This window comes from Pseudoalteromonas sp. SG43-6 (assembly GCF_014164365.1).
In the GTDB taxonomy this organism is placed as follows: domain Bacteria; phylum Pseudomonadota; class Gammaproteobacteria; order Enterobacterales; family Alteromonadaceae; genus Pseudoalteromonas; species Pseudoalteromonas rhizosphaerae.
The window spans coordinates 63,531-89,503 of sequence record NZ_JACJEZ010000016.1 but is presented as its reverse complement, the minus strand read 5'-3'; the positions used below and the strand labels follow the sequence as shown (position 1 = coordinate 89,503).

Below are 25,973 nucleotides of genomic sequence, written 5' to 3'. Positions count from 1 at the left end.
TCTTATCTTTAAAGTCGAGTACTTTACCAATACCTGAGCCTAGCTTCATTAAGCTTTGTAGCTGTTCAGGGCTTAAGCGCTGTAGTTCTGAAGACCACTTAGTGACGGTTTCGAGTAGATCATGAATTTCATGCATTTGTTGCTGGGCAAACTTTTCATCGTCGTTGGTTGCAGGCTCTAGCAAATTATCTCTGAGTAAACTGAGAGTAGGGTCAATCTCACGCTTTTTACGCTCTTCAAATACGCGGTTTGCCATATCCCAAATACTGCCAGCGGGTGCGTAGTATTCTTTTCTGTCACCTGGAATATGCTGCACTTTAATTAAGCGCCAAGATTGTAATTCTTTGATACCCATACTGACATTACCGCGAGATATACTCAGGGCGTCGGCGATTTCGTTCGCTGTCATTGGCTCTTTGGTGATGATCAATAAACCACACATTTGGCCGATTGTGCGATTAAAACCCCAACGACTGCCCATTTCGCCACAGTGCATTACAAAGGCAAAGTTCTTATCTGATAACGTCATTGCTTCTCAAGTTTCAATAAATAATGAAATTAATGCTAGCACGCTGAATATGTTTAGCAAGATTTACTGAGCAATACGCTGAATTTTCCTTGGCTGAATCAAGCCTATGGGATTATGTGTTGGTACTAATAGTCGTTCTTAGTCGTTCAGAACAAGTTATATCACTAAAGTTTGATTTAGATTAATTTTTGCTCATCTAGAGTCGCGTAAGGTGTACACTAATTTACGACAACTAATTTCTTAACAACAACTACTCAATAACAACTTCGCAACAACAAGGAACGAGCAATGAAAGCAGCCGTTAATAGTACTTACAAAGGCAAATTAGAAATTTCAGACTTACCCATTCCAACCGTTGGAGTCAATGATGTTTTAGTTAAAATAGCCGCATGTGGTGTGTGTCATACTGATTTACATGCCTGTCATGGTGATTGGCCAGTAAAGCCTAAAATGCCGTTAGTTCCAGGGCATGAAGGTGTTGGAGTGATCGAACAGCTGGGTAGCAATATTACTCATTTAGAAATTGGTGATCGTGTTGGCATTCCTTGGCTATACAGTGCATGTGGTCATTGTGAATTTTGTTTAGAAGGTAAAGAGACCTTATGTCTTTCACAGCATAATACGGGTTACTCAGTTGATGGTAGTTACGCTGAATATTGCTTAGCCGATGGGAACTATGTTGTAAAGATCCCTGAAGGCTTAGGTTTTTCAGAAGCTGCGCCATTATTTTGTGCCGGTGTTACAACCTATAAAGCGCTAAAAGTGTCAGGTGCTAAGCCAGGACAATGGGTTGCTATTGTTGGTGTAGGTGGGCTTGGGCATCTTGCGGTGCAATATGCAAAGGCAATGGGCTTTAATGTAATTGCAGTGGATACTGGTGTTGAAAAACTGGCTTTAGCAAAAGAGTTAGGTGCAGATATCACACTGGACTTTAAAGAATGTGTGCCTAGTGAGGCTATATTTGAACAGGTAGGGGGCGCACATGCTGTGGTATGTACCGCTGTATCCAAGCCGGGGTTTGAGCAAGCTTACAAGAGTGTTCGCCGTGGTGGAAAATGCGTGTTAGTTGGTCTGCCTCCAGAGGATATGCCGTTGCCTATTTTTGATACTGTACTCAATGGTGTTTCTGTTGTTGGCTCAATTGTTGGCACACGTAGAGATTTACAAGAATGTTTAGAGTTTGCTGCACAGGGCAAAGTTAAAGCAATTATTGAAGAAAAACGTCTTGAAGATATCAATGACATATTTGACGATATGCTCAAAGGTGAAATTAATGGCCGTATAGTAGTCACTATGTAAACGTAAAAAAGCGCACAAGCATTTTGTGCGCTTTTACAGCTTATAACTTAAAGCTTATAGCTCAAAGTTAGTTTCGCATTGCGTTCTTCGCCTGGCATACCACCTAAAAACATTGCTTTTGAGTAATAAACTTTATTAAACAAATTATTTAAATTTAGCTGTAAGCCCCATTTATCAGTGTTATAACTTAACGCTGCATCATAAATAGTATAGCTTGGTACATAACCATCAGGAATGCCAAATGATGATGCATTGGTACTGCGATCATCAACATACTTTACGCCCGCACTTAATTTTAGTGGCTGTGCTAGTTCAAACCACTGAGCACTGTATGTTAACCATGTGCTTGCTGTTACATAAGGCACACCTTTTTGACGTGCAGCAAATGAGCTCACATTTGGATTTTTCTGCTCACGTGCATCTTGATAAACACCATTAATATTGACTTTCCATTGCTCATTTAAATAGGCATTTAAATCAAGCTCTACACCGCGGGTTTTTTCTTCACCATCAAAAAAGCTTTCAGGAATTGATGGATCAGGTTTCGTGTCATCAAACGCTGGGTTTGCATACTCTAAGTTAGTTCGCGCGGTATCAAATACCACTAGTGAGGCGAGTAGCTGATCGTCAAAGCCTTTCATTCTAATACCTAAATCAGTACTCAGTGACTCAGCATCTTCACGGTCGGCTTCATTACCTGCCACAGAGCCTAAAACGCTATACGCGGTGCGGCCTTTTGAATGATTAATGAAAATAGAAACATCATCGCTTGGTTTGTACGTCGCGCCTAAGTTATAGGTTAAGCCGTTATCTGAAGTGCTGGCTTCTGGGGTTGCAGCAGCGGCACTAGCACGATAACGGGCATCAACACCTAAATGTTCATATTTTTGAGTAATTTCGTTGTATGCTACACCAATACGAGTTGTGAAGGTGTTATTGATGTAAGCAACATGTTGCAGCCCTAAGCCCCATGCCTGCACTTTCTTATTGTAGTTACTGGTTTTTAGCGGATCGTAATCATTAAACTGGCCATCACTCCAATTGGGGTTACGGATATCTAAAATATAAGGTAAAGAGCCTTGATAAGTTACATCGCCATTTTTATCTTTTAGAATATAGTCTTTATCCCAAATAGAGTATTGCGTAAAGCGTATATCGCGGTCTTCATAATTAGCATTGACCAAAAATTCGTTTTCTATATCACCTAGGCTAAAGTCATAGCGTAGATCAGCAAAGTATTGCCATGACTTTTCATCAGCCTCTACTTGGCGATATTCTTGGCGCCGTGCTGCAAATGGATAAAGTACATCATCAACCACCAATGGTGCACGAGGATCAGCATTGATCACACCGTTGCGTTGCCAATACACATAGTTATAGGCACCGGTTTGACGGGCAAAGCTCGATTCATAATTACGGTACTGTAATTGTTGATTTAAAAATAGATCATCCGTTAAGTAATAATTATGAGTGAGTTTAAAGCGTAGCTCTTCACCTTCATTATCTTTTGCCATGGGTGAGATAATACCGCGATGGCCAAATTTATACGGAGTTAAACCATCGTTAGCGGCAAGTGAATTAGCGAGTTGTTCACGTTGTGCATCAGATAATTGCAGCCCTGCAGAGGTTGGATCGTTAACTAAATCATCCGCAGTCACTTGGCCGGCGGTTTTACCACTTACCGACTGCGCATTATAAATACGGATAGGGTGGCCAATTGAATCAACTGCAATGGCATCTTTAATATAAGCGGCTGAGATCATAATATTTTGGCGGTCATTAAACACATATTTTAATGCGCCGTAGATTTCATCGCGGTCATCTTTTAAATCACGGTAGCCATCACTACGTGCTGTTTTTGCATTAACTCGGTATGCTAGATTTTCGGTAATTGCATTGGTGCTATCAATTGATAATGAATAGGTATTCCATTGACCAATTTCCGCTTGTACGTTGTGCTGCTCGGTAAACTGTGGCTTTTTTTCAATCAAGTTAATTACGCCACCTGCGCTGCCCATGCCATATAAACCAGTGGCGGGGCCTTTTAATACTTCTACGGCCTCCACATTGGTTAGTGATCGAGTTGGATTGAATGTGTTTCCTAGGCCTGCACCGCCATACATACCATCATAAGTATAATTTGCACCAAGGCCACGGATCACTAAATTGTCGCCAATTCCGTAGTTATTACCTGCTTGGGTTACACCACTGATATTACGGGCTAAGTCTTGTAAGTTATCAACGCCTTGCGAGTTGATAAGCTCTTGATCGACGATAACGATAGGCGCAGGTGTTTCCATTAACGACATATCAGACTTTGTTGCTAAACCCGAATTTAATACAACATGATTTTGCTTTTGATAAACCGTGATGCGTTCAAGATCGGATTGTTCGGCCGCAGTTGCATTATATGCTGTTAAACAGGCTAGGGTAATTAGAGAGAATTTATGCGTTGTCATAGTCATTACCATTAAAAAATTTTCGTAATGATAATGTGTGGCATTTGTATTTCAAGTTTTAATTATCTAAAAAAGGCAATTATTTAAACCTACCCCAAGCTGCTTACCTTTTGCTTTCAAAATATTAATATATTAACAACGTATTTAGTTAGCTGTTAGTTTAACCCTTGCTTAATGATGGAGTTAGCTTAACGCTAACTCCACACATTTATTTATAAGCAACACCTGCTTTCATCACAAATGCTACATTTTCTAGCAAGGTTATGTCTTGCAGTGGATTGCCTTTAACGGCAATGATATCTGCTGCAAAGCCTGTTTTAATTTGCCCTAGTTGATTTTCAACTTTTAACAGTTTTGCGCCATTAATCGTTGCTGCTTGAATTGCCTGTAGTGGCGTCATGCCAAACTCAACCATTCTCGAAAACTGTTTTGCATTATCACCATGTGGGTAAATTGCGGCATCGGTACCAAACACCATATTTACGCCAGCCTTTACTGCTCGGCTAAAACTATCACGCTGTTTTTTAGAAACTTGGCGCTCTTTTGCTAGGTTTTCTTCGGCTACACCATTTTGCTCACCAAACGTGAGGGTATACTCAGTGTTATAAATATCCATTGAAAACCAAGTGCCGTGTTTTTTTGCCAGTTTAATTGCTTCATCGTCAACAAAACTGACATGTTCAACACTGTCTACACCGGCTTTAATGGCTGCGGTAATACCACTGGTACCATGTGCATGTGCAGCAACCGTTAAACCGCGCATATGTGCTTCATCAACAATGGCAGTCATTTCTTCTAATGAATACTGTTGAATACCTACTTTTGTGCCCTTAGAAAATACTCCGCCAGTGGCGCAAAACTTAATAACATTGGCACCGTACTTAATGTTTTCGCGTACTTTTGCACGAACAGCCCATGGGCCATCAGCCACACCTTCGGCAGTGTATTTCATTTCAGGAGGTAGACGGTTGTTGTCACAGTGACCACCCGTTACACCCAAAGAGGGGCCAGCAGCCCAGATGCGAGGGCCAATAATATCGCCTGCATTAATGCCGTCACGTACTGCAATGACACTGTAACCTTCGGCGCCCACGTTACGTAAAGTTGTAAAGCCCGCTTTTAAGGTTTTTTCTGCAAAATAGGCCGCTTTAATCGCTTTACGTGGCACTGACTGACCGATACGTTCACTACGAGGGACTGTTGGATCGCTGGTTAAGTGTACGTGCATATCCATCAGGCCAGGCAGAATGGTTAACTCGGGCAACTTAATATGGTCATCACCTTGTTGTAGGGTTGGCATGGTGCCACTACTGATTTTAGTAATGATACCGTCATCAATTTGAATAAGCGGTGCATTAATAAGCTTGCCATTATTTACGTCTAGCATTGCTTTAGCACTAACGTACGTTGTTGCTTGTGCGCTAAAAGCGCTGACACACAGTAAGCTCAAAGGGACAGAAAGTGATAATTTATTCATTTATTTTCTAATTTTTGATTATTTTATATAGCAATGTAGCAAGCAGTTTTTAGGCTGTAAACAAAACGCGATAAGTATCGTATTTTCTTTATTTAGCGATTTGAAAGCTGCATACTTGCGCTAACTTCTTATACTCAGGGATCATTATGAAAAAATTTAAGTTAACCTTGCTTGTCGCTGGTGTACTCAGCGCTTTGTCTGCGTGTTCAAATACGGCTAATAATAATTTAAATAAGCCACAATCAGCATTAACAAGTGAAACTGCCAGCGCAACAACACAACAATTAAATAGCTTGGTTGAGCAGTACTTTGTGGATTCGTTGCAATTTAGCCCTCTTGATGCCACTTATATTGGCTATAACCAATACAACAACCAATTTACAGCACCGATTACCGAGCAAAACCGAGCTCAGCAGCTTGCTTTATATAAAGATTATCAGCAACGTTTAGCGGCGATTGACCAGCAGCAGTTAACCGGTCAAGCCTTATTAAGTTATGAAATATTGGCACGGGATTTAGCATTAACAATCGAAGGTTTTCAATTCCCGAGTTACTTATTACCAATTAACCAAATGTCTGGCGCTCACAATACGTTTGCAGGCTTTGGATCGGCGCAAAGTGCGCAGCCATTTGCAAGCTACCAAGATTATGAAAATTTCGTCGCGCGAGCTGAAGGTTTTGTAACTTGGTTAAGCAGTGTGCAAGATGCTATGCAGCAAGGGGTAAATGAAGGCATTGTTTTACCAAAGCCATTAGCTGAAAAGTTATTACCGCAATTTCAAGCGCATATAGTTACCAGTGCAGAACAATCTTTATTTTATAGTCCGATAAAGCAGCTTCCAGAGCAATTCACAGCAGCGCAAAAGCAACAACTCACAGACCAATATAGTGCACTTATTATGGATAAGTTGGTCCCAGCGTATACAAAAATGAGCGAGTTTTTAGCGACCACTTATATACCAAATAGCCGTGCAACAGTAGGTTATAGCGATTTACCAAATGGTAAAGCATGGTATGAATACCAAATAAAGAAAAACACCACCTTGAGTTTATCTGCTGATGAAATTCATGAAATTGGTTTAAAAGAAGTATCGCGTATCCTTAATGAAATGAAAAAAGTAAAGGAAACCGTTGGTTTTAAAGGCAGTTTAAGTGAGTTTTTTACTCATTTACGAGATTCTGATGAGTTTTATTTTGATACACCTGAGCAATTAATTGCGGCCTATGAAGCCGTAAAGTTAAAAATTGACGCGCGTGTGCCTAAATTATTTAACATTGCCCCCAAAGCTGATTACGTTGTAAAAGCGGTTGAAGATTTTCGTGCTGAGTCTGCGGCAGGAGCATCTTATCAATCACCTGCGCCGGATGGCTCTCGTCCGGGAATTTTTTATATTAATACCTTTAATTTAAAAGCGCAGCCTAAGTTTCTACTCGAAACATTGTCAATCCATGAGGCAGCCCCAGGGCACCATTTTCAAATCGCCTTACAGCAAGAAGTTCAGTCATTACCTGAGTTTCGAAAATTTGGTGGTTACACAGTGTTCGCCGAAGGTTGGGCATTATATGCTGAAAGCCTAGGTAAAGAATTGGGTTTATTTACCGACCCATATATGTGGTATGGCCGTTTATCTGATGAGCAATTACGCGCTATGCGATTAGTGCTCGATACAGGTTTCCATGCTAAAGGCTGGACTCGTCAACAAGGTATTGATTACATGCTGGCTAATTCCTCAATGGCTTTGAGTGATGTAACCGCAGAAGTTGAGCGCTATATAGCTTGGCCAGGACAAGCATTGTCGTATAAATTAGGTCAATTTAAAATTCAAGAACTGCGAGATTATTGTAAACAAGCATTAGGTGATAAATTTGATATTAAAGAGTTTCATACGCAAATTTTAATTGATGGTGCTTTGCCGATGCCAATACTAGAAGCGAAAATTAAACGCTGGGTTGATACGCAGCGCTAACTTTTAAACTTGAAATAGCGCAAAGCTGAATGTAGCTTTGCGCGCGGTGCTCAATTAAGCTAAAATGCGCGCTATTAGGGGCACCGAGTTATACCATGTTTGAAAACCAATTTTGGCTTGAGAAATCACTTGAGCAAATGTCACAAAATGAGTGGGAAGCCATTTGTGATGGCTGTGGAAAATGCTGTTTAAATACCTTTATAGACAGCGAAGATGAAGATGAGTTTACCGCCACAGATCAACTTCGCGATGGTGAAGAACTCATTTTTACTAATATTGTTTGCCAATACTTAGATAATAATACGTGTGGTTGTAGTGAGTATGAAAATCGACAAACATTAGTCCCGTCATGTGTAAAATTAACTAAAGAAAACCTAGACAGCATTTTCTTCATGCCGCAAAGTTGTAGTTACCGCCGTTTGCACGAAGGCCGTGGTTTAGCGTCTTGGCATCCATTAAATAACGGTGGCAGCAAAGAACTAATGCATACATTGGGTATTTCTGTAAAAGACAAAACAGTAAAAGATTGTGATGTAGCTCTAGATGACTTTGATCTGTATGAAGCTGATTGGCCAACGAGGGATTGCGATTAATGACTGCGAAGATTGGTTTGATCAATCCTAAAAGCCCCTCTAACGTTGGCGCAGTGTTAAGAGCTGCGGGTTGCTATGGGGCTGAACAAGTATTTTTTACAGGCACGCGTTATTTAAATGCTAAAAAGTTTCATACCGACACAAAAAATGTTGTTGAACGCATCCCACTGACTTGCGTTGACGATTTAGCAACAGCAAAGCCCGCAGGTGCGACTGTTGTGGTGATTGAACTAATAGAAGGTGCAACACCTTTGCCTGAGTTTGTTCATCCTGAAAACGCATTTTATATTTTTGGCCCTGAAGATGGCTCTATTAGCAAAGATGTACTGAACTGGTGCGATGAAGTGGTGTATATCCCCACAATCGGTTGTATGAATTTAGCAGCTACCTGTAATGTGGTTCTTTACGATCGACAAGCGAAACTCGGTGGAGTAGAAAGTTCTGATCAAACGATTATTCAAAGCCGCGACACCAATAATAAAATGATATGGCAGAAATAGTAGAAACTGAATTGAACAATTGAAAAAGGGGCAATTAATGCCCCTTTTTTCGTTTAATTCCAAAAAAGTTATTACTTTTTAGTAATTTTTATCTCTGAATTAATAACAATCCCTTCATCTTTTATATCTGTTGCAAAATACACAGACATTGTTTGATTTTTTAATTGTTCAAGTTCTTCCGGGATCACTTGTCCTGTCATTTTAAATACTTCGATGACAGGAGTCATTAATGAGCTGAGGTCAACTGCGGAAGTTAAAAATCCATTTTTTTCAAGCTCTTGTTCTGATAATGTATTTGCAATAGCCGCTGATTTTTCACCAGTGAATAAAACAATATGCTTTCCTTTTTTAGCTAATCTAATATCAAGGCCAGCAGGTAAAGGATAAGGAATTGCAGCATTGACACTAATTGCATCGCCGTTTTCTGGTATTTCAAGCTCCGCTAATGCAGGTAAAAATCCTTTAGCAGTAAAAAGTAAATTATCAGGATCTGTCGCAGAAAGTGTGATTAGCGCGTCTAAAGCTTTTAGTTGTGGCAGTTGATTTGCATCGGCTTCTAAAGCAAGATCTTGAATACTTACACTGACACCTTGAATACCATTAGCCATAGCGGTCATCATTGATAGTGCAGCTAAATTTGAGTCTTGAGTTTGTTGCTGTAAAGCAACAAGAGGTGCACACTCAAATTCAGCTTTTTTAAATGTACTTGAGAGTATATTTAAAAGCGGTGGAATTTTTGAAATATCCGCACCATAAGCAACGCTTAGCATTTGCCCGTCAAGTTTAGTTGTATGCTCAGGAACAAAACCTCGCACAGATTTTAATGTTTTAATAATATCTGTAGCAGTGCTTTGGAAAATAGCATCAGCTTTAAAATGAGCATCAGAGTTTGTTACTTGTATGTACGTGCTACCGGTTACTGATGCAGGCCAATAACTAACAAGATTGGTAATGTCATTTTGGCACTGTGGTGTTCTAGCTACCTCTAAAGCATTTGGATCACCCAATTCTTTTAATAGTTCATCAAGCATTTCACCTAGGCGTGATGGTGTTCTAGCGGTAATAGCATTAGCAATCTCAACATGGTCTATATACGCAATAGAGTGGCCATCAAATGAATAATTAGCAATATAGTTTTCAAGTTTAGCGGTTTGCGTTAATGATTTTGTTGGTTTATCAATTGCTAAAGCAAGACGTAAATCTTTAATTGTATTAAGTTTTGTATCAAACGTGATGGTAGCCCAGTTATCTTTAACAGACACAATTAAGTTTAATGTAATGTCATTTTCAAGTACTAAAGGGTACGTGTTGTAGTCAACACCTTCGATGGTTTGTGTTGTGAAGTTAATTCCCGCTTTATCAGCTGAGCTATTAATTGTATTAAATAAAGCCGTTTCATCTTCAAGTTGATAGCGTAATACTGGCATTAGACCAATCGTATAGGCTAGAGCTTTATAATCATCGGCGAATCCCCAGGCTGCTTTTAGTGTTTCATAAGATGCCAATGATGTTTGATATTGATCTAATAGAGACGCTAAAAACTGTGCATTGTTATCGTTACTTGCCGCTAAATTTTCGATCAATGGCGTAAAATCGTCTGCACCTTTCATTTGATCTGGAATCAAATTGAAATATTTACTATAGGGAAATGGTTTTAGCTGACCATAAAATAAAGCAGTATCAGCAGGGACGTAATCAAGTTGAGCAAGTTCTAATGAGGCTGTTGAACTGTCAGTTTGTGTATAGATTATTGCACCGGCCGCTACAGCAACTGCGCAACCAGCAAGTAGTTTGGTGTTCATTTGGAAATTCCTTTTTGTATCAGTACCAAGCGGTACGTTCTGTAGTATTTATGTTTTGTAAAACGATATCATAAAAGTGCGTAGTCTAGCGAGGAAAAGCACTATTAGTGTTGGTTGTAATGAGGGCACGGTATTATATAAAATTATTAATTTTTACTGCGATAAATCGGCAATAGTTGGTTAAGATGCAGATGCGCTAGCAATGGCAGCGAAATAGCAACACTTCGCATAAATATATGTTGGCATTTTGCCCTTGGTAATCATCTACAATAGCAAAGCCACTGTTAATCTCACCTAAATAGGCCATTGCATAGTTAAATATAAAATGTGTACAAGAGGCTAAGTAGCGAGTCTATTTATCAAAAAATCAAAAATGGCGCCATCGTCTTTATGGAAGTGCTAAAAGCCTTCCTGATCTTGTTTGTCAACACAATTTAGGTGATAAAAATTTAAACTGGTTTTGATATGTCCTTGAAAAAAAATCACTGCTTTGGAAATTAGCCAGCATCTATGTCCATTTCTAGTTAATTAAATTCGTTAAATAGCGATACCATTGAATAAAAAGTATGGAACGGTCCAAATATTAGTTTGTGATCTTTTTATTGGAGTGTGTAGAATCAAACACAACTTGTTAATGGAGTGAAAATCACGTGAGTGAAATAAATATAAATAAAACGTTTGTCACTGAGCAGCCGCAGCAAAATAATAATTACCTGTTACCTTTGACTGCAATGACAACTCTATTTTTTTTATGGGGTTTTATCACAGTACTAAATGATGTACTGATCCCGCGTTTAAAAGGGGTGTTTGATCTTAGTTATACGGAAGCGATGTTAGTGCAGTTCTGCTTCTTTGGTGCTTACTTTATTGTTTCTTTACCCGCGGGGATATTGGTTAAGAAATTTGGTTATAAAAATGGTGTGCTTAGCGGTCTTATCGTGGCTTCTATCGGCTGTATGTTATTTTATCCTGCAGTGGTCGTACATGAATATTGGCTATTTTTAACCGCATTATTTGTACTAGCCGGTGGTGTCACCATTTTACAAGTATCGGCTAACCCTTATGTTGTGGCGCTTGGGCCTGAAAAAACAGCTTCGTCACGGTTAAATTTAGCGCAAGCACTTAATTCATTAGGAACGACTATTGGGCCCTATGTTGGTGGCATTTTGTTCTTTGGCGCAGCAGGCTCATTGACTGCATCTGCGGCGACAGCAGAATCGGTAAAAATTCCTTATTTAATGCTTGCTGCAGCACTGCTTACTATTGCTGTTGTGTTTGCATTTTTAAAATTACCTGAAATCAAATCACACAAAGAAGAACTCGATTGCAAAGCAAAAGGTCATTCTTTAACGCAAGCCCCGCATTTAGTTATGGGGGTGTTAGGTATCTTTTGTTATGTTGGTGGTGAAGTGGCAATAGGTAGCTTTTTAGTTAACTTTTTCGGTGAAGCTCATATTGCAGGGCTCGAAGAGCATACCGCTGCCGCATTAATTGCCTATTATTGGGGCGGGGCGATGGTAGGGCGCTTTATTGGCTCTGCTGCATTACAAAAAATTGCACCATCAAAAGCAATTGCTTTTAATGCATTTGCGGTCATTGCGTTACTTTTAATTACAATCTTCACTGAAGGTGACGTTGCTTTGTATGCTGTGCTGTCGATTGGTTTATTTAATTCTATTTTGTTTCCGACAATTTTCTCAGTCGCTATTCAAGGGCTAGGTTCATTAACCAGTAAAGGATCTGGTTGGCTTTGTTTAGCGATTGTTGGTGGTGCATTAGTACCGTTAATTCAAGGCGTTGTTGCTGATGCAATGAATATTCAAGTTAGTTTTATTATCCCAGCACTTTGCTATTGTTTTATCGCTTGGTACGGGTTGAATGTTGTAAAACTTGCGAGCAAGTGGCAACAAAAAATAAACTAAGCTAATAGTAAAACCTCTTTAGATAAATGCATTTGCAGCACTGTAAATGCATTTATTTTCTTATTATTCTCAATGAATCAATCGCACTCTAAAGTAAAACCTCGCAGTTTAGTTCATTACAAAATAACGACGGATATGCACTGAATACGTATTCAATAGCTATTGTTTATAAAAATCACTGGAACCTTCCAATTTTGAGTTTGTTATTTTTTCGGTGCAATTACGACATTGACTGTCTTTACTTATCGATTAATTACTTTATGAATTTGTTATAGGAGTAAGCGCTAAACTAATTTTTTTACCATGCTTTATTATTGTTTTTGGCTATAACATAGCAACTGTTGGCGATAAGATAAGACAAATAGCGTTATTTTTGTTAAAAAGTAGTTAGCTAACAACGATAAAAAAAATAAATAGGTGTGTCATGCAAAGCTCGCTAAAATTTACCACTAAGGTAACTATCGCAGCATCTGTGGTATTAGTGTTGGTGCTGGGGTTATTTACCATCAATAACTTTATTTCAATGCGCTCACAAACGCAGCAGCAACTGTCTCTAATATTACAAGAAAGCTCTCAATCGGTTTCACAAAATATTGCTAATTGGCTCAATAATAAATTAGCAATCGTTCAGTCTGTAGCGAAAACGCATCAGCAAAATGACACTAAGGAATTAACTCTTAGCCAACTCAATAGCGCAGAAATGGCAGGTAAGTTTAAAAACACCTATATAGGCAAACCTGATGGTACTTTTTTACTCAATGATCAAACAGTTGTATTACCTGCTGATTATGATGCCACAATCCGTCCTTGGTATAAGCTGGTAGAAAATAAAACCACCACAGCGTTTACGACTCCTTATATCGACGTAACCACCAATGAGCTAACTATTTCAGCGGTTGCGCCCATTTTAAATAATGGCCGTTTTAGTGGCGTCGCCGGCGCCGATATCGATATGCAAACCATCACTCAAATAGTCAACGAAATTGATTTTTTAGGTTTTGGTTATGGTTTTCTATTAGACAGTGACGGTCGTATTCTAAGCCATCCAGATATCAAATTAAACGATCAGAGTATGGCGAAGCTGTTTGGTAAAAACCTTGCTTTAAAAGCTGAGTTTGTGGAGCAAGAAATCGCTGGTATTGATCATCTTGTATCATTTACACATATCAAAGGTATTGAAAATGTAGATTGGTATTTAGGTGTGGTGATCAACAAAGATATTGCTTATTCATCAGTGGCTTCATTTAGAAATATGGCTGCGATATATATGTGTTTGGGAGTTATCGCGACGATATTAATGATGCAATTTTCATTGCGTTATTTGATGCGGCCTATGCAGCGTTTAAACGATGCAATTAAAGATATAGCCCAAGGTGAGGGGGATTTAACTCGTCGTTTAGAGATTGAAAACGATGACGAATTTGGTGAACTGTCAGGTTATTTTAATGCCTTTATAGATAAAATTCATACCTCAATTGACCAAGTAAAAACGACCACGGTTGAACTGGAACGTTCAGTGGAAAGCTTAGTTGAGCAAACAGAGTCAACGCTAACGATGTACAGTGACCAAACTAAACGCACAGACAGCGTTGCAACAGCGATTAATCAGCTGTCATCAAGTGCGATTGAAATATCAAGCAGCGCAAGTCATGCATCAACCCTTGCTACTGATGCGAATACACAGTCAGTACAAAGTCAAAGTACGTTAAATGATAATATCAATGCCATTGGTGTGTTATCGCAAAATATGGAACAAGCACAACAAATTATTAGTAGTGTTGCTGAACACTCTGCAAGTATTGGTCAAGTACTCGAAGTTATTAAAGGAGTCAGCGAGCAAACGAATTTACTTGCACTTAATGCCGCAATTGAAGCCGCTCGTGCCGGAGAGGCTGGTCGTGGGTTTGCCGTTGTTGCAGATGAAGTGCGCCAGTTAGCTCACCGTACTCAGCAATCAACCCAAGAAATTGAAAATACCGTTAGCCAATTACAGCAAGGTTCAGGCAGTGCCGTTGCGGTTATGAAAGCCAGTTTAGTTGAAAGCGAAAATACTGTAAAACAAGCGCAAGCAGCCGGTGAGCAAATGGCAGGAGTAACCAAAGCTATAAAAGCAATTGATGATGTAAATCATAGTGTTGCAAATGCGACCACTGAACAAAATCAGGTAATACACTCTTTAGATAATGATATTCATACAATTAGTGAGTTATCTCAACAAGGTCAGCTAAACTTAAATAACACTTTAGCTGAGTGTACTCGTTTAAAACTGCAATTTGATGAACTTGAAAAAATGGTGCTACGTTTTAAAGTCTAAATGCAATCAGCGATAACTAAAAAGATAAAATAAATGATGCCGGAATCACCTGTAAGCCAAGGATGAAGGGCTAAATAACGTTGTTTCCAGTGAACAGTAACAGGCCAATAATGAATAATAGTCAGCTTATATATGTGTACGACCCAATGTGCAGTTGGTGTTGGGGTTTTCAAAAGTGCTGGCAAAAAATCCAAGACGCCTTAGCGAATGAAGTTGATATTATTTATAAAGTAGGTGGCCTTGCTGCTGATTCCGAACAGCCAATGCCAGTAAGTATGCAACAGTTTTTACAACAAACTTGGCAGCGTATTGGCCAGCAAACCGGTGCTAAATTTAACTTTGATTTTTGGCAAAACTGTCAACCACGCCGCAGCACTTACCCTGCATGTCGGGCGGGGATTGCAGCACGTTATTTTAATAAAGAGCGGGTTATGCTTGGTGCAATTCAGCAGGGTTATTATTTATCGGCACAAAACCCATCGGATCTTAATACACTCGTTAGCTGTGCACAGCAAATAGGTATTGCTGCTGATGAGTTTTTAGCTATATTGCAAAGTGAACAACTTGAACAGGCGTTTCAACAAGAGTTAGCGTATGTTCAGCAGTTACCTGTGCAGGGTTTTCCATCGTTAGTTCTTTGTCATAAACAGCAGTACTTTGCTATCGCCGTAAACTATACCAACGCAAATGCTGTGCTCAGCACCATTCATCGTATACTTGCCGATTAATTTATTTAATCTCACTTCACTCATCATTAAAGCGTACACGCTTGTTAAATATTAAAAACTATTGCTTTATCTAACGTAAAAAGCTGTATTTATGGCAGTTGTCATAAAAAGGACTTTTTAGCGCAACACCTCTGTCATTTTTCACCTATAGAATCTCGTTCATTGATATTAAGCAACTAGCAAATCCGCTAATTTAACGAGTAAAGGTGTATGCGATGAAAGGCGTTAAACCATTGATATTAGCTAGTATTGTAGCCATGAGTGCAACAGTGCAAGCAAATGATTTAAATAAGGTTATCGATAAAAGCAGTGAAATTAACCAATCAGCTGTGCAATCACAAACAAAAATAGACAAGATTGCAGACTCTATGCAGGGTCGTTTACAACAGTTTAAAACCCTCAATAAAGAAATTGATGGTTTAACGGTTTATAACGCACAACTAAGCAAACAGCTTAGTAACCAAATGAGTGAAATGGAAGCCATTAACTTATCTATGGATCAAGTGTCTATTATTGAACGTCAAATTACCCCATTAATGCTACGCATGATCACAGGCCTTGAGCAATTTGTTGCTCTTGATGTGCCGTTTCTAACCGATGAACGTGAAAAGCGTTTAGCGTCATTAAAAGACATGATGAACCGTGCTGACATTAATTCAAGTGAAAAATTCCGCCGTGTTTTAGAAGCGTACCAAGTTGAAGTTGATTACGGCCGTACCATCGAAGCCTATACCGCGTTATTAGATGTTGATGGTCAAGAGCGTGAAGTCGATTTCTTACGCATTGGTCGTTTAGAACTTATTTACCTTACTCGCGATGGTAAAAAAGCAGGCTCATGGGATACAACAAGCAAACAGTTTGTTGCCCTGGATGACTCAACAATCAGCCAAATTAGTAAAGGTTTACGTATTGCACGTAAGCAACTTGCCCCAGATATGTTAACACTGCCAGTACACGCTGCGGATTAAGAGGTTAAAATGAAACTTTTTACAAAAATGACCAAAATTGCTTTATTTGGTGCCACCCTTGGTTTTGCGGGCAACAGCTTTGCTGCTGAAGCAATGGATTTAGACTCGTTATTAAAAACACTTGAGCAAGGTAAAACACAGCAATCAGCACAAAATAAACAACGCGAGCAAGAATTTGCTGCACGTCAAAATGAACAAGTGCAAATGCTTAAAAACACTCAAGCAAAACGTAATCAAATGCTGGTTGAGTCTGAGCGTCTTGAAACACAGTTCGAAGAAAATGAAGTAAAACTTGCTAACCTAACCGATACATTATCTAAGCGTATGGGTTCATTGAAAGAACTTTTTGGTGTGCTGCAACAAGTGGCTGGCGATTCAAGTAATAAATTTGCAACGTCAGTAGTGTCTGCACAGCTACCTGGTCGTGGTGCTTTTATGGATGAATTGGCTCAAAAAATGGGCTCGACCTCTAAACTTGCATCAATCGAAGACATTGAAAAAGTATGGTTTGAACTGCAACGCGAAATGACTGAGCAAGGCAAAGTGTCACGTTTTACAACAGATGTAATTGTAGAAGGCGGCAACAAAGCTAAACAAGAAGTTATGCGAGTGGGGGCTTTTAACTTAATTTCAGAAGGTAAGTACCTTGATTATAACACCAGCACTAATACGTTAAGCGAGCTTACCCGTCAGCCTGTTGGCCGTTACACCTCAACGGCGAATGATTTACAACAAGCTAAATCAGGCACTGTACAATTTGCGCTTGACCCAACCGGTGGCTCTATCCTTGGTTTATTGGTACAAGCACCTGATACTTCAGAGCAAGTACATCAAGGTGGTGCAGTAGGTTACGTTATTTTAGGCGTTGGCTTACTTGCTTTAATTATCGCTATTGAACGATTTGTTTCATTGATGCTAATGGGCCGCAAAATCCGTCGTCAACTTAAAGACTCAGTGCCACGTGATGACAATCCACTTGGTCGTGTAATGAAAGTCAAAGATCAATACCCAGATGTAGCATACGACACCTTAGAGCTTAAATTAAGTGAAGCGATTTTACGTGAAATGCCAAAAATCACCCGCAACTTAACGCTCATTAAGATTATCTCGGTCGTTGCTCCATTGTTAGGTCTTCTTGGTACGGTGACCGGTATGATCAATACCTTCCAAGCAATCACCTTGTTTGGTACAGGTGACCCTAAATTAATGGCTGGTGGTATTTCACAAGCGCTTGTTACTACGGTACTTGGCTTAGTTGTGGCAATCCCAACAGTATTTTTATACACCTTATTGAATACCCGCTCTAAAAACTTGCTGCTTATTTTGCAAGAACAAAGCGCAGGTATTATCGCTGAGCGTAGCGAAAAGGGAGCATAACCCATGGTGCTATTGATTGACTCAATCAATGCTATCCGTGATTTTCTCGACACTGGTGGCCAAGTTCTGTTGGTCATCGGAGTGTTAATCTTCGCGATGTGGTTATTGATACTCGAGCGATTTATTTATTTTTTTAATGGTTTTCGTAGTTACAAACATGCCATTAAAAGTAGTTGGACAGGGCGCGATGAGCGTAATAGCTGGAACGCTGAGCAAATACGCCAAGCAACTATTTCACGCGCTGGGATGAAGTTAAACAACAACTTAGCGCTGATCAATGTGATGGTTGCCTTGTGTCCGCTGCTGGGGTTACTCGGTACGGTAACAGGTATGATAGAAGTGTTTGATGTGATGGCGATTACCGGAACGGGCAGTGCGCGTTCAATGGCATCAGGTGTATCGAAAGCGACTATCCCGACAATGGCAGGCATGGTTGGTGCGTTATCTGGTGTATTTGCTTCTACGTACTTACAACGCAAAGCAAAGCGCGAAGTAGCCCTACTTGAAGACAGCATGGTTTTAGACCATTAAACAACAATTTTTAGTATGTGGCGAAAGCCACATACAATCAGGAGAATAAAATGAGAGCCCCATTAGGAAGCCTTTTTCAAGAAGATGAAGCTGAAGAAATAAACATGACCCCGATGCTTGATGTTGTGTTCATCATGCTTATTTTCTTCATTGTAACCGCCTCTTTTGTTAAAGAGTCAGGTATCGATGTAAATCGCCCAGAAGCGGCAACAGCCGTTAAGAAAGAGCGTGCAAATATTCTAGTTGCGATTTCAGATCAAGGTGAAATTTGGATCAATAAACGTCAAATCGATGTGCGTGCTGTGCAAGCAAACATTGAGCGTTTAAAAGCAGAAAATCCACAAGGTAGTGTGGTTATTCAGGCTGACAAAAAAGCCACTACAGATACCCTTATTAAAGTGATGGATGCAGCACGCGCCGCAGGTGTATTTGATGTGTCTATCGCGGCACAAGAAGCCTAAGGAAGCCATAATGCGTTATTTAGTAGCATTATTAGTTGCCGGTGTTGTGACCTTTATGTTGTTTTTGGGCATGCAAGCGCTTATCACCGGTGGTGAAGGGGCGATGACTGAGCCAGCTAAAGGCAATGTACTTGATTTTGTAAGGCTTAAAAAAGAAGAAACGGTACAAAAGAAAGAACGTAAACCACAAAAGCCGCCAACGCCGAAAGAGCCTCCGCCGCCAATGGATTCACCGCAAATGCAAAATAGTGATCCAAATGCAGCAGCGTCTAACTTTGACTTTGGTGCCAGTGTTGATGCTGACGTGAGTCTCAGTGGTGGTCTAGCTCTTGACTCTAGTGATGGTGAATATCTACCGATTGTAAAAGTAGCACCTGTTTACCCGCGTCGAGCATTGTCACGGGGCATTGAAGGCTATGTGATTGTTGAGTTTACAGTGACTAAGCAAGGTACTGTTCGTGATGCAAAGGTAGTAAAAGCTGAGCCTGAATCATTGTTTGATCAAGCAGCTATGGATGCGGCACTTAAATTTAAATATAAACCACGCGTGATCGATGGTGAAGCGGTTGAAGTTGCGGGTGTACAGAACAAAATTTCTTTCCAAATTAACGGCTAGAAACAGAGGATTGCGATTATGAAATTATTAAAAACAGCATTAGTGTGTACTTTTGCGATAGGAGCCAGTGTTGCGCTGCCAAGTTTAGTCTCCATGTTACCAGGAGTCACGCTTGCGAGCGTTTACGCACAAGAGCAAAAAACCACGAAAGTGCCTGCGCTACGTGAAAAAGTGTATAGCCAATTGGCTCGTGCACAAAAGTTAGCCGATGATGGCGACGCTAAAGCAGGACTTGAGGCGCTTGATAGCATCAAAGAACGTTCTTCTAGCATGAACTCCTATGAAATTGCCATGATGCATAATTTTTATGGCTTTATTTATTACAACGAAAATGATTTGCCTAAAGCAATTGCATCATTTGAAAAGGTGATAGCAGAAGAAGGTATTCCAGAAACATTACGTGTTAGCACTACTTTTAGCTTAGCGCAATTAGCGATGGCAAACAGTGATTATAATAAAGTCATTGATTTTTTAGCTAAGTGGGATGCAATTAACACTAAGCCTAAAACTGATGCCTATTATGTCCTTAAATCACAAGCGTATTATCAGTTGAAAGATTACCAAAAAGGCATTGATAATATTAACTTAGCGATTGCCCAAAGTGATAGTGAAGGCAAGGTGCCAAAAGAAAACTGGTTAGTACTGCAACGCGCCATGTATTACTCACTTAATCAAACTGAGAATGTAGTTGCTGTACTTGAGCGTATGGTAAAGCTTTATAACAAGCCTGAATACTGGGTGCAACTTGGCGGTATGTACGGTGAAACGGGTAAAGAAAAACAACAACTAGCCGTACTTGAAGCCGCTTACCAGCAAGGTTTTTTAACGTCAAAATCAGATTTACGTCAACTTGCCCAAGTTTACTTATACAACGGTTTAGCGTTTAAAGCGGCTGATGTGATGAGTAAAGCGATTGAATCAGGCGTTGCTGAAAAGTCTGCGAAGAATTATGCATTCATCGCAGAAGCCATGGTCCAAGCAAAAGAAGATAATAAATCAGTTACTTACTTTGCTAAAGCGGCAGAGCTTTCGGATCACGGTAAGTACGATCAACGTATGGCTGAAGTACTTGTTAACTTAGAGCAATTTGAAGATGCCGCTGATGCAGCCCGAACGGCGCTTGATAAAGGCTCACTCGATTTTGAATCAAATGCTTATGTTGCTTTAGGTATGGCGCAATATAGTTTACAAAACTTTGATGCGTCTATTTTAGCATTCGAACAAGCCGAGAAGCATAAAAAATCGCAGCGATTAGCTGAACAATGGATCAAATACGTGAAGCGTGAAAAATTGCATGCTGAAACATTACGCACCGCTTTGTTATAAGTAAATATGGCGTTAAAAAATGCCATTTTAACTTCAACGATTTTATTAAAAAACTCGTTTTATAATCGCAACACCAAAACCGCCTCAGGGCGGTTTTTTTCGTTCTAAATATTCCTAACAAATTGTTATTTAAATAAATTATATTGTCACTTTATGTTTATTAAAGTGTAACTGTATTGTCATACACCTCCCGTATTGTAGTCCTCGTTCTAAAGCTCAAGTGACCTTAAAGCATGTTTTTCGTGTTTTAAAGTGACTTGAGTTTTACTTAATGCGCTAACAAAATAATTAAATACTTTAACGGAGTGAACAATGAAATTATCTGGTTTATTTAAAGTCAGCCTTGTGGCTACTGCAATTACACTCGCTGGCTGTGGCGGTGGTGATATTAATGTTACACCTACAACAGTTGATAACAGTGTAGATAATAGTGTAGACAACTCAGTGACTAACCCAGGTGGTGATAATGGTGGTGATACATTAAGTTGCGCTACATATACATTAGATGGAGCTACATTTACAGGTGAAGCAAAGGGTGTTAACTGTGTTTACAGTCAAGCATTTGCAAGTAATGCGAAAGAAATTACCAGCTCTTTTGTTATCCCTGCATTAAGCAGTGGCGGCGCACATGTATTTGAAGGTGCATTATTTATTGGTGATGATGTAGACACATCAACAGGCGCTACAATTGATGGCAATGGTCCTACATTGTCTATTGAAGCTGGCGCGACGATAGCTTTTACTAAGCCTGAGAGTTTTATTCGTATTGCACGTGGTGCAAATATTGAAGCAATTGGTGAAGTAGATAAGCCAATTATTTTCACAAGCATCAAAGAAGTTGATGGCGATGATGCAACAACCGCACAAATTGGTGATTGGGGTGGCGTTCAGGTAAATGGTCGAGGCCATTCTATCCGTTGTACGGCTGCGGCTGCGGCGCAAGATATGTGTAACCACGCTGCTGAAGGTATTGTATCGTATTATGGTGGTAATGATCCGCAAGATAGCAGCGGTATCCTTAAGCATATAGTTATAAAATATGCGGGTTTTGGTGTTGAAGGCGATGAGCTTAATGGTTTAACCCTTAATGCTGTAGGCTCAGGCACAACGATTGATTACGTGCATGTTCATAATGGTTTTGATGATGGTATAGAGCTTTTTGGTGGTAGCGTTAACCTTAAACATATTGTTATTACTGATACAGGTGATGATGGTATTGATTGGGATGAAGGCTGGAAAGGCTATGGACAATTTATTCTTGTACGTTCAAATGAATATGGAAACCATGGCTTTGAAACAGATGGCGCTAAGGTAGATCCATTATCAGCAGATGCACAAGATTTAGTAACAACTGTTTCTAATCCAACAATTGCTAATGCAACGGTTGTAACTACTGGCGACCAAGGTGCTGAAGGGCGTCGTACTGGTGCTGGTATGGAAATGAAAGAATGGGGTAAAGCGCAATTAGCGAATATGCTATTTGTAAACTCTTCATCTGTAGATGGTGCTGGTTGTCTTGATTTATATAATGAAAAAGACCAATCAGGGGATGCTGGTGTGCATGCGAATGCAAATAATGGCGATATCGCATTTATGAGCTCAATATTTGCTTGTGGTAAGAATTTTGAAGACGTAAATACACCTTTAACTGGCGCATTAGCAAGTTTTGATATTGCTTCTTGGTTTACTGGTGGCGAGAATAACCAGTTAATTGGTTTTGCTGATTTTGCAAATGTACTTGGTGCTGATGGTGTTTCAACAGCTGCAACTATTACTGATTCACAAGGCACTGCAGTAGCTACAACAGCTAAAGACATGAGTGAAGTTAACTCTTTCTTTACTAACGCAGGCTATATTGGTGCACTTAAAGACGGTGAATCAAGTGAGTGGGCTGATTTTGTTGCCGCATCTTTACAACGCGCTAGTAATTAATCTAGACCGGCTCTAATTATAAGGCGCTACGGCGCCTTTTTTAAGGGAATTTTAGGTTTAGAGGATATAAATATGAAACATCAAAAGCAGTTTAAAACCAATCTAATAACTTTATCTCTGCTCTCCCTTTTTTCTTCATTTCATTCTTTCGCTGATCAGGCACAAGAAATAATAAATGAAGACGCGATAGAAGAAGTTGTTGCAACAGGTACGCGCCTTAAAGGCAGTGCTAGTGCCGTAATTGATGAGCGTAAAAATCAGGCATTTGTCGCTGATATAATGGGTTCAGAGCAAATATCTAGAACGGGTGATAGTGATGCAGCTTCGGCACTTCGCCGTGTTACAGGCTTATCATTAGTTAACGATAAGTTTATCTATGTCCGTGGCTTAGGTGAGCGTTACTCTAGCGTACGTTTAAATGGCGCGGTAGTTCCAAGCCCGGATCTAACACGAAATGTAATTCCACTTGATATCTTCCCATCAAGTATTATTGAATCCTTGGCTGTACAAAAAGCCTATTCACCAAATATGCCTGCGGCTTTTGGTGGTGGTGACGTTAATATCAGAACCAAGAGCATTCCAAATGATACTTTATTTAAAGTCGAAATTGGTGCCAGTTATAAAGATACAAACGACGAAGGCTATACATATAATGGTGGCAGTGATGATTGGTTAGGTAAAGATGATGGTACACGCGCATTACCTGGTTCAGTTAAGACTGCGTTAAATACCTATATCAATGGCCTGTCTGATATTTCATATAGAAATATCAGGGATGTAGAGTCAAGACGTCAGGGGGCTGATATTGGCCAAGCTGCCGCGATAGACTTAAATAAAAGTTTAGCAAAAGCATTGCCAAGAGATTTTGGCTTGGAAAAAGAAAGTTTAAATCCTGATGCCGGTATTAAAGCTGTGTATGGCGACCGTTTTGATAACTTATTTGGCTTAGACGGCTCGTTTGGTTTCTTAGCGTCAGTTGCCTATGAAAATGAATGGTCCAATGCTGAGAAGTTTAGCGCTGTACTTTCTTCTGTTGACGCATCTGAGTCCTCATGTTCACAAGATGACTTTACTTGTTACTCTGCAACAGAGAAAGAAGTGTCAACCAAGCATAATATAAAGTTAAATAGCTCTCTAAATTTAGGTTATAAAATTGGAGGCCATGATTTAACAGCAACTTATATGATGTTACGAGATTCTGAAGATGAAGCCTCTGTTGCGCTTTACCAAGAACCTTCAAAGTCATTAAGTATTGATGCTGGGCAGTTGCAGCGTAGTCACTTAACCTCTTTTGAGGAACGAGAACTTGAAATACTTCAGCTTCGTGGAATGCACAATTTAGATTGGGGTTTTCTTAAAGGTGTTGGTGTAGATTGGCAGTATACTGACTCAACAGCGACTACAAGTATACCTGGTGAGCTTAAAGTAACGGTTCGTGATGAGTACTTAGATGGCAAATATCAACGTACTTTTTACAATGGTAGCTTAGGTGGTAATCCTTATTTGTATCGATTTGTAGAGTTAGAAGACGATGTAGAAAACTGGGGCGTTAATGTAAACAAAGTTTTTTACTTTGATAACGCCGAAGTAGAAATTGCGGGTGGTGGTTATTTTGTTGAAAAAACACGTGATTACCGCACTGACTTTTTTAACTATCGTTTTAGCCAAACTCAGTCTTTAGATCTAGCACAAAGTGAAGAAGAAGCACTGTCAATCGGTAGTTTTTTTGCTAACGATGCTGTTATTGATTCAACGGATGTCGAGTTATTGTTCCAAGAACCAACAGCTGATGATTACTTAGCAGCGCAAATGATTGATGCTTATTACGGCTCTTTTGACGTAACGTTTGCTCAAGATTGGCGTTTAAGCGGTGGTGTGCGTTACGAGGACTTCCGCCAAGTTGCGCTTGCTTTTTCTCGCTCAGCATTCGATCCTGCTTTATTGGCTGATAAATTAAGTGCAGATGCGATAGAACAAGCAAGTGTGATGGAAGATGAGTATTTTACTTCGTTATCTATGACATATAGTCAGCAATCGTATCAAGTTCGTTTTGGTTATGGCAACACGGTTGTACGCCCTGATTTGCGAGAGCTAAGCCCTGTTCAATTCCAAGATCCGCTGACAGGTTATCGAACGCTTGGTAATCCATTCTTAGAATCTAGTTACCTAGATAACTTTGATGCACGTATCGAGTTTTATATGGACAATGGCGATAATTACTCAGTTGGCGCATTCTATAAAGATATCGATAAACCAATCGAAGCACTATTAACAGAAAGCGACGGCCGTTTTACTCTGCAGTTTGACAATGCAGAAACAGCCTATGTTTACGGTATTGAAGCTGAATGGTTAACTGAGTTGCACAGTGATTTATTAGGGGGCGCTTTTTTTACTTCTGGAAATATAACGCTCAGTGATTCAGAAGTTGAAATTGCAGAAGAACAGCGTGGCGATCTCACGAACCTAAAGCGACGTATGACGGGCCATTCAAAGTATGTTGCCAACTTGCAACTGAATTACGATTCACATGATGGCATGCATCAAGCATCTGTTATCTACAATGTATTTGGTGATCGTATTTTAGCTGCGGGTGTTAATAACTTTGATGACGCTTACGAACAACCTTTAAACTCGTTAGACATGGTTTATAGTTATTACCCAACGTTTAATACCACATTAACACTTAAAGTGAAAAATATGTTGGGACAAAACTTTGAAGTAGAACAAAATGATGTGCTAATTCGTTCTCAAGAAACGCCTAGAGAATTAAGCGTGAGCTTTAGCTACGAGTTTTAAAGTCATCTAATAAAGGCAAATTACATAAGTCTTTATTATCTCAGCCCTGCCAAATGCAGGGCTTTTTAATATCTGCTATTTGTAAAACTAATGGTTGTGTATTATCTGTGTTATTAAAGAAGTGATCATTTAATGCAAATTGATATAAGGCTATTATTTTAATGATGATATGTGATTAATGATGAGTTGAACTATGTTGATATTAATTGGAGGAATTTTTGCGCCATGGAATAAGAGCTCAGTTGTTACTGAGCTGTTTGTTTACGTTAGTTACCGCTACCGCACTTTATACTAGCGTACAATGGATAACACTGATTTTTACTACCAGTATTTTTTGAAACCCATGCGCTACCATACCAGTCATATTCCGCGTACT

General features: G+C 39.6%; 19 protein-coding genes. 15 read left to right on the top strand and 4 right to left on the bottom strand.

Annotated features, from left to right (window positions below; translation table 11 throughout):
- The coding region (locus H5201_RS08930) for a GbsR/MarR family transcriptional regulator (RefSeq protein ID WP_182784303.1) at positions 1 to 529 on the bottom strand (529 nt) is incomplete at its 3' end.
- A gap of 288 nt (positions 530 to 817) precedes the next feature.
- Here H5201_RS08930 and adhP point away from each other — a divergent pair.
- Positions 818 to 1,828, top strand: a complete 1,011-nt coding sequence (gene adhP / locus H5201_RS08925; protein ID WP_149980237.1) for an alcohol dehydrogenase AdhP — start codon at positions 818 to 820, stop codon at positions 1,826 to 1,828.
- Positions 1,829 to 1,875: 47 nt separating this feature from the next.
- On the opposite strand, the gene H5201_RS08920 is transcribed toward adhP, so the two are convergent.
- Positions 1,876 to 4,287 carry a TonB-dependent siderophore receptor gene (locus H5201_RS08920; RefSeq protein ID WP_182784301.1) on the bottom strand — a complete coding sequence of 804 codons (2,412 nt, stop codon included), beginning with the start codon at positions 4,285 to 4,287 and terminating at the stop codon, positions 1,876 to 1,878.
- A gap of 208 nt (positions 4,288 to 4,495) precedes the next feature.
- Entirely contained in the window at positions 4,496 to 5,764 is a 1,269-nt protein-coding gene (locus H5201_RS08915) for an amidohydrolase family protein (RefSeq protein WP_182784299.1), read from the bottom strand.
- Positions 5,765 to 5,910: 146 nt separating this feature from the next.
- On the opposite strand from H5201_RS08915, the gene H5201_RS08910 reads away from it, so the two are divergent.
- The 3 genes from H5201_RS08910 (at position 5,911) to H5201_RS08900 (ending at position 8,824) form a co-directional block, all read left to right on the top strand.
- A complete protein-coding gene (locus H5201_RS08910; RefSeq protein ID WP_182784297.1) occupies positions 5,911 to 7,731 on the top strand; it encodes a DUF885 family protein in 1,821 nt (606 codons plus the stop codon).
- 95 nt (positions 7,732 to 7,826) lie between these two features.
- The gene (locus tag H5201_RS08905; RefSeq protein ID WP_149980241.1) at positions 7,827 to 8,324 is read left to right on the top strand and encodes a YcgN family cysteine cluster protein; all 498 of its coding nucleotides are present in this window, start codon (positions 7,827 to 7,829) and stop codon (positions 8,322 to 8,324) included.
- The gene (locus H5201_RS08900) at positions 8,324 to 8,824 is read left to right on the top strand and encodes an RNA methyltransferase (protein WP_145235608.1); all 501 of its coding nucleotides are present in this window, start codon (positions 8,324 to 8,326) and stop codon (positions 8,822 to 8,824) included. Before H5201_RS08905 ends, H5201_RS08900 begins: the two co-directional genes overlap by 1 nt.
- A 71-nt stretch (positions 8,825 to 8,895) precedes the next feature.
- Here H5201_RS08900 and H5201_RS08895 read toward each other — a convergent pair whose 3' ends face one another.
- Entirely contained in the window at positions 8,896 to 10,626 is a 1,731-nt protein-coding gene (locus H5201_RS08895) for a hypothetical protein (RefSeq protein ID WP_182784295.1), read from the bottom strand.
- A gap of 650 nt (positions 10,627 to 11,276) precedes the next feature.
- On the opposite strand from H5201_RS08895, the gene H5201_RS08890 reads away from it, so the two are divergent.
- The 11 genes from H5201_RS08890 to H5201_RS08840 all read left to right on the top strand — a co-directional run bounded on the left by H5201_RS08890 (position 11,277) and on the right by H5201_RS08840 (position 25,597).
- Positions 11,277 to 12,548, top strand: coding sequence for a sugar MFS transporter (locus H5201_RS08890; RefSeq protein WP_149980243.1), 1,272 nt, complete (start codon positions 11,277 to 11,279; stop codon positions 12,546 to 12,548).
- A gap of 424 nt (positions 12,549 to 12,972) precedes the next feature.
- Positions 12,973 to 14,862 carry a methyl-accepting chemotaxis protein gene (locus H5201_RS08885; RefSeq protein ID WP_182784293.1) on the top strand — a complete coding sequence of 630 codons (1,890 nt, stop codon included), beginning with the start codon at positions 12,973 to 12,975 and terminating at the stop codon, positions 14,860 to 14,862.
- A gap of 110 nt (positions 14,863 to 14,972) precedes the next feature.
- Positions 14,973 to 15,590, top strand: coding sequence for a DsbA family protein (locus tag H5201_RS08880; RefSeq protein ID WP_182784291.1), 618 nt, complete (start codon positions 14,973 to 14,975; stop codon positions 15,588 to 15,590).
- Positions 15,591 to 15,805: 215 nt separating this feature from the next.
- The gene (locus H5201_RS08875) at positions 15,806 to 16,558 is read left to right on the top strand and encodes a DUF3450 domain-containing protein (RefSeq protein ID WP_182717241.1); all 753 of its coding nucleotides are present in this window, start codon (positions 15,806 to 15,808) and stop codon (positions 16,556 to 16,558) included.
- A gap of 9 nt (positions 16,559 to 16,567) precedes the next feature.
- Entirely contained in the window at positions 16,568 to 17,935 is a 1,368-nt protein-coding gene (locus H5201_RS08870; protein WP_182784288.1) for a MotA/TolQ/ExbB proton channel family protein, read from the top strand.
- Between the two features lie 3 nt (positions 17,936 to 17,938).
- Positions 17,939 to 18,466 carry a MotA/TolQ/ExbB proton channel family protein gene (locus tag H5201_RS08865; protein WP_145235579.1) on the top strand — a complete coding sequence of 176 codons (528 nt, stop codon included), beginning with the start codon at positions 17,939 to 17,941 and terminating at the stop codon, positions 18,464 to 18,466.
- 50 nt (positions 18,467 to 18,516) lie between these two features.
- Positions 18,517 to 18,927, top strand: coding sequence for a biopolymer transporter ExbD (locus H5201_RS08860; protein WP_145235576.1), 411 nt, complete (start codon positions 18,517 to 18,519; stop codon positions 18,925 to 18,927).
- Positions 18,928 to 18,937: 10 nt separating this feature from the next.
- Positions 18,938 to 19,543 (top strand): energy transducer TonB, encoded by a 606-nt coding sequence (locus H5201_RS08855; RefSeq protein ID WP_182717243.1) that lies wholly within the window; start codon positions 18,938 to 18,940, stop codon positions 19,541 to 19,543.
- Between the two features lie 18 nt (positions 19,544 to 19,561).
- Complete coding sequence (locus H5201_RS08850) at positions 19,562 to 20,869, top strand: lipopolysaccharide assembly protein LapB (RefSeq protein ID WP_182717244.1); 1,308 nt, start codon at positions 19,562 to 19,564, stop codon at positions 20,867 to 20,869.
- A 312-nt stretch (positions 20,870 to 21,181) separates the two neighbouring features.
- Complete coding sequence (locus H5201_RS08845; protein WP_182717245.1) at positions 21,182 to 22,801, top strand: hypothetical protein; 1,620 nt, start codon at positions 21,182 to 21,184, stop codon at positions 22,799 to 22,801.
- A gap of 72 nt (positions 22,802 to 22,873) precedes the next feature.
- Positions 22,874 to 25,597, top strand: coding sequence for a TonB-dependent receptor plug domain-containing protein (locus H5201_RS08840; protein WP_182784286.1), 2,724 nt, complete (start codon positions 22,874 to 22,876; stop codon positions 25,595 to 25,597).
- The last annotated feature ends 376 nt before the right edge of the window (positions 25,598 to 25,973 follow it).